5 protein-coding genes and 1 pseudogene are annotated in these 6288 nt (G+C 39.0%); 3 read left to right on the top strand and 3 right to left on the bottom strand.

The window, feature by feature from the left end; genetic code table 11:
- Positions 1-221 (top strand): annotated as a pseudogene (locus tag FTU05_RS17070) (ABC transporter ATP-binding protein); the annotation flags it as partial.
- 540 nt (positions 222-761) lie between these two features.
- Complete coding sequence (locus tag FTU05_RS17065; RefSeq protein ID WP_180166149.1) at positions 762-1097, top strand: hypothetical protein; 336 nt, start codon at positions 762-764, stop codon at positions 1095-1097.
- Between the two features lie 2 nt (positions 1098-1099).
- Here the strand turns inward: FTU05_RS17065 and FTU05_RS17060 are convergent, their stop codons facing one another.
- The 3 genes from FTU05_RS17060 to FTU05_RS17050 all read right to left on the bottom strand — a co-directional run bounded on the left by FTU05_RS17060 (position 1100) and on the right by FTU05_RS17050 (position 4403).
- Positions 1100-2914: a relaxase/mobilization nuclease domain-containing protein gene (locus tag FTU05_RS17060; RefSeq protein ID WP_180166147.1), complete on the bottom strand. Its 1815-nt coding sequence runs from the start codon at positions 2912-2914 to the stop codon at positions 1100-1102.
- Positions 2904-3311: a MobC family plasmid mobilization relaxosome protein gene (locus tag FTU05_RS17055; RefSeq protein WP_050042261.1), complete on the bottom strand. Its 408-nt coding sequence runs from the start codon at positions 3309-3311 to the stop codon at positions 2904-2906. Before FTU05_RS17055 ends, FTU05_RS17060 begins: the two co-directional genes overlap by 11 nt.
- 939 nt (positions 3312-4250) lie before the next feature.
- Positions 4251-4403: a hypothetical protein gene (locus tag FTU05_RS17050; protein WP_180166145.1), complete on the bottom strand. Its 153-nt coding sequence runs from the start codon at positions 4401-4403 to the stop codon at positions 4251-4253.
- A 41-nt stretch (positions 4404-4444) separates the two neighbouring features.
- Here FTU05_RS17050 and FTU05_RS17045 point away from each other — a divergent pair.
- The coding region (locus FTU05_RS17045) for an ATP-binding cassette domain-containing protein (protein WP_180166143.1) at positions 4445-6288 on the top strand (1844 nt) is incomplete at its 3' end.

Here is a 6288-nt window from a genome sequence, read left to right as displayed (position 1 = left end):
TTGAAAAAAATGAAGCACAAATTGGCAAACTGCAACCACGCTTAAGCGAAATTGAAACTTTACTGGCAGATAGCACTTTATACGAAGCAAACCGTAAAGATGACTTACTTAAATTAATGAATGAACAAACGGAACTCAAAGCAAAACTTGAAACCGTTGAAGAGCAAATGCTTGAATTAATGATGGAATTGAAGGAAATGGAAAGTAGTTTTGAAGCCTAACAACCATCAAAAGTGATACTGAATCACACTATTAAGTCTAGCTAATTGATTGCTCAAAAATAAATCGCCGTGAAATTTAATGTTCCACGGTGATTTTTTAATTTTACTAAACACAACTTAATCATCATCAAATCATGATTTTCTGATTTTAGATCGTTCCATCTGACATGAATTATTCCACAGCTTGGTAGATCAATCGCTCAACTGTTCACAACAATAACCAACATTCAAAAACTTTGAATTCAAATTAAACCTTATAGAAAATATTTTGAACACTCATACTTTTAAATTCAAAATCCGTATTTAAATTCATTTCAAAGTACATATATAAGTATTGAAGATGCTCCAATAGATGCAGAAACCAAAAAAATATTATATGAACGAGCATTAAATTTATCTCAATTTGGTAGTTTTTCCAAAGGGAAACAAACACATGAATTTGAGAACCAAGCTTATTATATTGATCGCCTTAAAGAACTAGGCGGTGAAAAAAAATTATTAGAGCAACTTAGTTTTACTCCTACTAATTTACAAGAAATAATGGGATCTGAGTACAATCTTGTTGGTGGAGACTTTTCAGGTGCATATATAGAAGGTAAAGGCTACGATTCAATTTTTAGAAGCTATCAAAATGGTGGTAAGCTTTTAGAAATTAACGAATATAACGTCTCTCCTGATAATACCCAAGTCCATTTTTTTAAAGAAAATATTAATTCTTATGTTAATTCATCACCATCAACTAATGAGCGTATAGAAAATGGAATTTATAATATTAGTTGGATTAGCGAAAATAGACTATTTAGTATGTCCTCTAAAGGCATGACTGAAGGTGAAGCATTATCTATTGCCCAAAAAATTGATTCCTTAACCAAATAATATTACATACCAAAATCCATACCTCGATCTTTATTAGGTCGAGGTTTTTCTATTTCCTTTTGCCGTTCTTTTATCTGGACGATATTTCTTTCAATATCTCTGACGTTTTGAGCAAATTCTTCTGAGCTTTGGCTACTTCTGACGAGACTAAATGCTGTGTGGTTGAGATTCTCTCCAGCACTTCTTCGTTGTCGGCTGTAATCTTGCTCATCTCTCGGACTTTGCAATTGATCTGCTCGGTATAGCTTGCTGTGCTGCGTTCTAGCTCGTGAAATTGCTTCTGTATTATCGCTAATGATTTCTGTGCTTGCTGTAAGCTCTGCTGATCGCTCTCTATTGCCCTTGACTGCACTGACAATGCTTGGATAATTTTGGTTTGCATCATGTCTAAAGCTTGCTGTTGCTTCTGCAATTGTGCTTGTTGTTGCAGTAATTGCTGCTGTTGTTCTTCGATGATTCTCAATAATTGTGTTTCTAATTCGGTCATCGTTTAGTATCCCATTGGAATCATGTAGCCGTTTTGCCATTCCCCTGCATTCTTGTTGATCTGAATGCATAGACGTTGCTTGTTGTTTGATAGATTCTTGCACGTACTGATATTCAGGCTGCCCCCTGATTTGTTCAGGTGATCTACTCTCAATTGTTTCTCGTTGATCACTGTATTGAGTGTTTTTACTTCGCTGTACTTGTTTTTGGCGATGAGACCAAGCGAGAAAATCGCTATAAGCAAAATAACTGCTGCTGAAATCAGTCCCATATTCAAAATGGTAAGTTTTTTCTGTACGGCTTGGTTCTGAGCTTGTTGTTCTTGGCTTTGTATTTGCTCGTTTAATTGCGTTAAATGGCTCAATTTCGATTGCAGCAAGCTTTGATACTGGCTCAACCGCTTCTCGACCGTTTGGGCGTTGTTTTGAATGCTCTGGGCTATTTTCTCGTCCGACTGTTGGATAGCGGTCGCAGTGATATTGGCTCTTGTGTTCAAGCTGTCTCTGATAGCCTGTGACGTTTGCTCGATACCGCTCAGAAGTTGTTCCTCTGTATTCTTCAATTCGTTGTTGTACTTCTTGTCGATATTCGCCAGTAGCTCTAAAGCCTTGCTCATAAATCTCGCCCTCTAAACGGATAGGACGTTTTGCGCCCTCATACGGGTTTTCAATGGATATGGAGTTTTTTACTTGTCGGGTGACATTGATTTGATTCGATTCAAGCCATTGCACCAATTCTTGCCGATCGGAAACTTCACCATTGGCAACCGCTCGGTAAATACGTTGATGTAACTGCGCTTTAAAATCCTTAATATCTTTGGGTAGGTTCTTTTTATTTAAAAATAGCTGTCGATGCTCAGGATCATCGGGGTCATACAGTGAATGCTTGGTATTGGTGATCTGCTTAAATAGATCCACTCGATCTAAATCAACGGGTGCATAGAATGGCTGTAATCGTTTTCCTGTTGAAAGCTCAACATTTGGAATCACAAAATTAAGTTCAAGCCTTGTCTCACCTGTGTCCTGATTAATTTTGTCTTGGTGCTGTACCCATAAAATTTGATATCGGTCTTTATCCAGTCCTGGAAATAAACATTCCTCAAAATTTTGCATGATTTTCTGTTTATCTTGGTCAGATAAATCATGCTCATAAAAGGACAAACAACCACTGGTGTATTTTTTGGCAAAAGGACTGCTATCAATCAATTGTGCTGTCAGCTCTATATCACCACTAAGCACTTGTGCATGTTCACGCTCTCGATCTTCACCTAATAAATAATCAAGACAACCTTTTGATAAACCTGAACCATGTCTAAAGAAATCAACGATCATCTGGACGTAACTCCCGAAGCTGCTGATCTATGGAAATCAACAAATGAAGTAACTTTACTTTGTCAAAAGTACCTACTCCTGCAATATCGGTATTCACTGCTTTAGCAATTTGATTCACATTATTACCAATCCGACCAAGCTCTAAAACTAATGCTCGTTCTGTCTTGCTATATAAAGATTCAACAACCTTTGTTGATTTAATTTTTTGATCATCTTCTGCTTTGGAATTATGAATTTTAGTCGCTTTCTCTACTGCTGATTGTCTAAGTAACTTTGCAATTGAACCATAGGGATTATTGCTATCAAGCAATTGATACTCTGATTCTGAAAGTCTGACTTTAAATGTCCGTTCTCGAACTGCTTTACTTTGTTTGTTTCCTTGTTCCTGTCCTGACATTTCAATCTACCCTGCTTTGGCTTTTTTAAGCTTCAAATTGGAAAATCTTTGATTTTTTGATTTAAAGCTTTTCGGGGGTATCGGGGGTGAAGCCCCTGATCAAGGTCACAGCTTACCACATTTAACGGAGTTAAATAGGGGTAGATGTGTATCCTTGCTTATTTAAAAATGGACAAAGTTATTATATAAAAATTAAATCAAATGACACGGTATATAAACTCTAGGAAGTACTGGCATGAATCTTGTAAAAGCAATGCTCTTAATCTGCTCTTGTCCCCACCGTGCTTCGCTTTGCTCATCACGGGTGGTGAGCTAGAGCAGATTTTCGGTAATATTCACCCTACCTTCGCTAAAATTAGCTCAGGTATTTGAATATCACCGATATACATCACGGTATGGAGCCGCTGTCACTTTCAAATCGGTATGCTTGGGTTGCGTTACAGTCCAAGTCACAAGAGAGTATTTAGAAGTCTGACTACTTCCCCTGCACACGCATTATCTCTCTACACATGCTCGTATCTTGTGCCGATCATCTCGTACATCTATTTACGATTACATGCGCTATTCCCTGCGTCCTTCCCCTAGTGCAATACATCAGATAGGGAAGCGGTTATAAACCTTTAGCCTTTAATGCCTGCCGTCGCTTGTCCACCTTCACATTAAAGCCACCAAAGATTAAGCCGACATATAAAAAGTCGCACTTACTAACTTAATCTTTTGTACAGACGTAGTGAACGAACCAAAAAATGGTTTAAATGATGGACTTAACAACGATTAACGAAATTTTTTTACATTTTAGGTCTTGTGTCACATGCCAAATGCCTTAAAATAGGACTTGGTTGTTACAAAGCCTTTGTGTGAAATCGGAACGGTCGCCAAACCTTCTGATCTTTCGTTAAACGATGCTCTTTACATCATTTAACTGTAACGCCAACAAATTTAAGTCAAAAGCCCTTGTGAAAACAAGGGCTTTTGCATTTCAGTTACATATTTTTTATTAAATGGATTTTTTTTCTTCAAAAATCTATGAAAAATTACTCCACCAACACTCTTACCCAAAAAATATTTTGAATTTTTCTTTTGCCAAGGCATCTATTAGAATAGCCGCACATTCATCTTACTTAGACAGTTCCATGATTCAGTTAGACCAACTTTCCATTCGTCGCGGTGGCCGGGTTTTATTTCAAAAAGCATCGATGCAGTTGCATCCAGGATGGAAAATCGGCCTCACTGGGGTCAATGGCGCAGGAAAATCAACCTTATTTTCTGCCTTACTCGGTGGTATGGAGTCTGATGGTGGTTCATTAACCCGCCCAGCCGTGTGGACAGTCGCACACATGGCGCAGGAAATTAAAGCACTGGATATGAAAGCCATTGATTTTGTGCTTTCAGGCGATGAAGAATATTGGAATATTCAACATCAACTTGAACATCCAGAAAATTTAAACAATGATGAATTGGCCCATTTATATGGTCGATTCGATGAAATTCATGGCTATACCGCACCTTCTAAAGCTGCGCAGTTGATGGCCGGTCTGGGCTTTTTTGAACATCAATCACAGCTCAATGTGGCAAGTTTCTCTGGGGGGTGGCGTATGCGCTTAAACTTAGCGCGCACCCTGATGAGTCGTTCCGACCTGTTATTACTGGATGAACCGACCAACCACTTAGACTTAGATGCCATTTTATGGTTAGAAGATTGGCTCAAAGCTTATGAAGGGACTTTAATTCTAATTTCACATGACCGTGATTTCTTAGATGCGGTGACTGATCATATTTTACATATTGAAAATCAAGAACTCACGCTCTACACAGGCAACTATTCAACTTTCGAACGCACCCGTTCTGAACGCTTGGCTCAGCAACAGCAAGCTTATGAAAAGCAAATCGAAACGCGTGCGCATTTACAGAAGTTTATTGACCGTTTTAAAGCCAAAGCCACCAAAGCCAAACAGGCACAGAGTCGGATTAAACAGTTAGAACGCATGCAGGAATTATCGGCAGCGCATGTCGATACACCATTTACCTTTAGTTTCCGTGAACCAACCAAAATGAGTTCACCGCTGCTCCAAATGGAACATGCAGATATTGGTTACGGCGACAAACTGATTGTGACCAATGTCAATCTACAAATTACCCCAACCAGTCGCATTGGCTTACTCGGGATGAACGGTGCCGGTAAATCAACCCTGATTAAATCCTTGGTCGGTGATTTAGCTTTATTACAAGGTACACGTAAAGCTTCTGAATTATTGAATATTGGTTATTTTGCCCAGCATCAAATGGATGCTTTGGATGGTAACGCCAGCCCAATGCTGCAATTATCGCGAATTGCCGATAAAAAAATCAGTGAAGCTTCCTTACGTTCATTTTTAGGTAGTTTTGGCTTTAGTGGCGAACGTATGGATACGCCAAGTGAAGGTTTCTCGGGAGGTGAACGTGCACGTTTAGCCTTAGCGCTGATTGTTTGGCAACGTCCAAACGTCCTGATTCTGGATGAACCGACCAACCATTTAGACTTGGATATGCGTCATGCACTGACCATGGCCCTACAAGATTTTGAAGGCGCTGTGGTCTTGGTATCCCACGAACGTCAATTGATTGCCAGTGTTTGTGATGAACTGTTGCTGGTTCATAACGGAAAATGTCGTGAATTTGATGGTGACTTGGTGGCTTATGCGGACTGGTTACGTCAAGCGCGTTTGGACTTAATGAAAAATAGTCAACAAGCACCTGAGCCGATCAAATCCCAAGTTGAAGTCAAACCGACAATTTCAAAAGTCGATAAAGAAGCACAGCGTAAAGAAGCCGCACGTCAACGTGAACTGACCCGCCCGATTCGTAAAAATATTGAAAAAAATGAAGCACAAATTGGCAAACTGCAACCACGCTTAAGCGAAATTGAAACTTTACTGGCAGATAGCACTTTATACGAAGCAAACCGTAAAGATGACTTACTTAAATTAATGAATGAACA

This window comes from Acinetobacter sp. YH12049, from assembly GCF_013419875.1.
GTDB classification, from domain to species: domain Bacteria; phylum Pseudomonadota; class Gammaproteobacteria; order Pseudomonadales; family Moraxellaceae; genus Acinetobacter; species Acinetobacter amyesii.
This window is presented reverse-complemented; position numbering and strand designations above follow the sequence as displayed.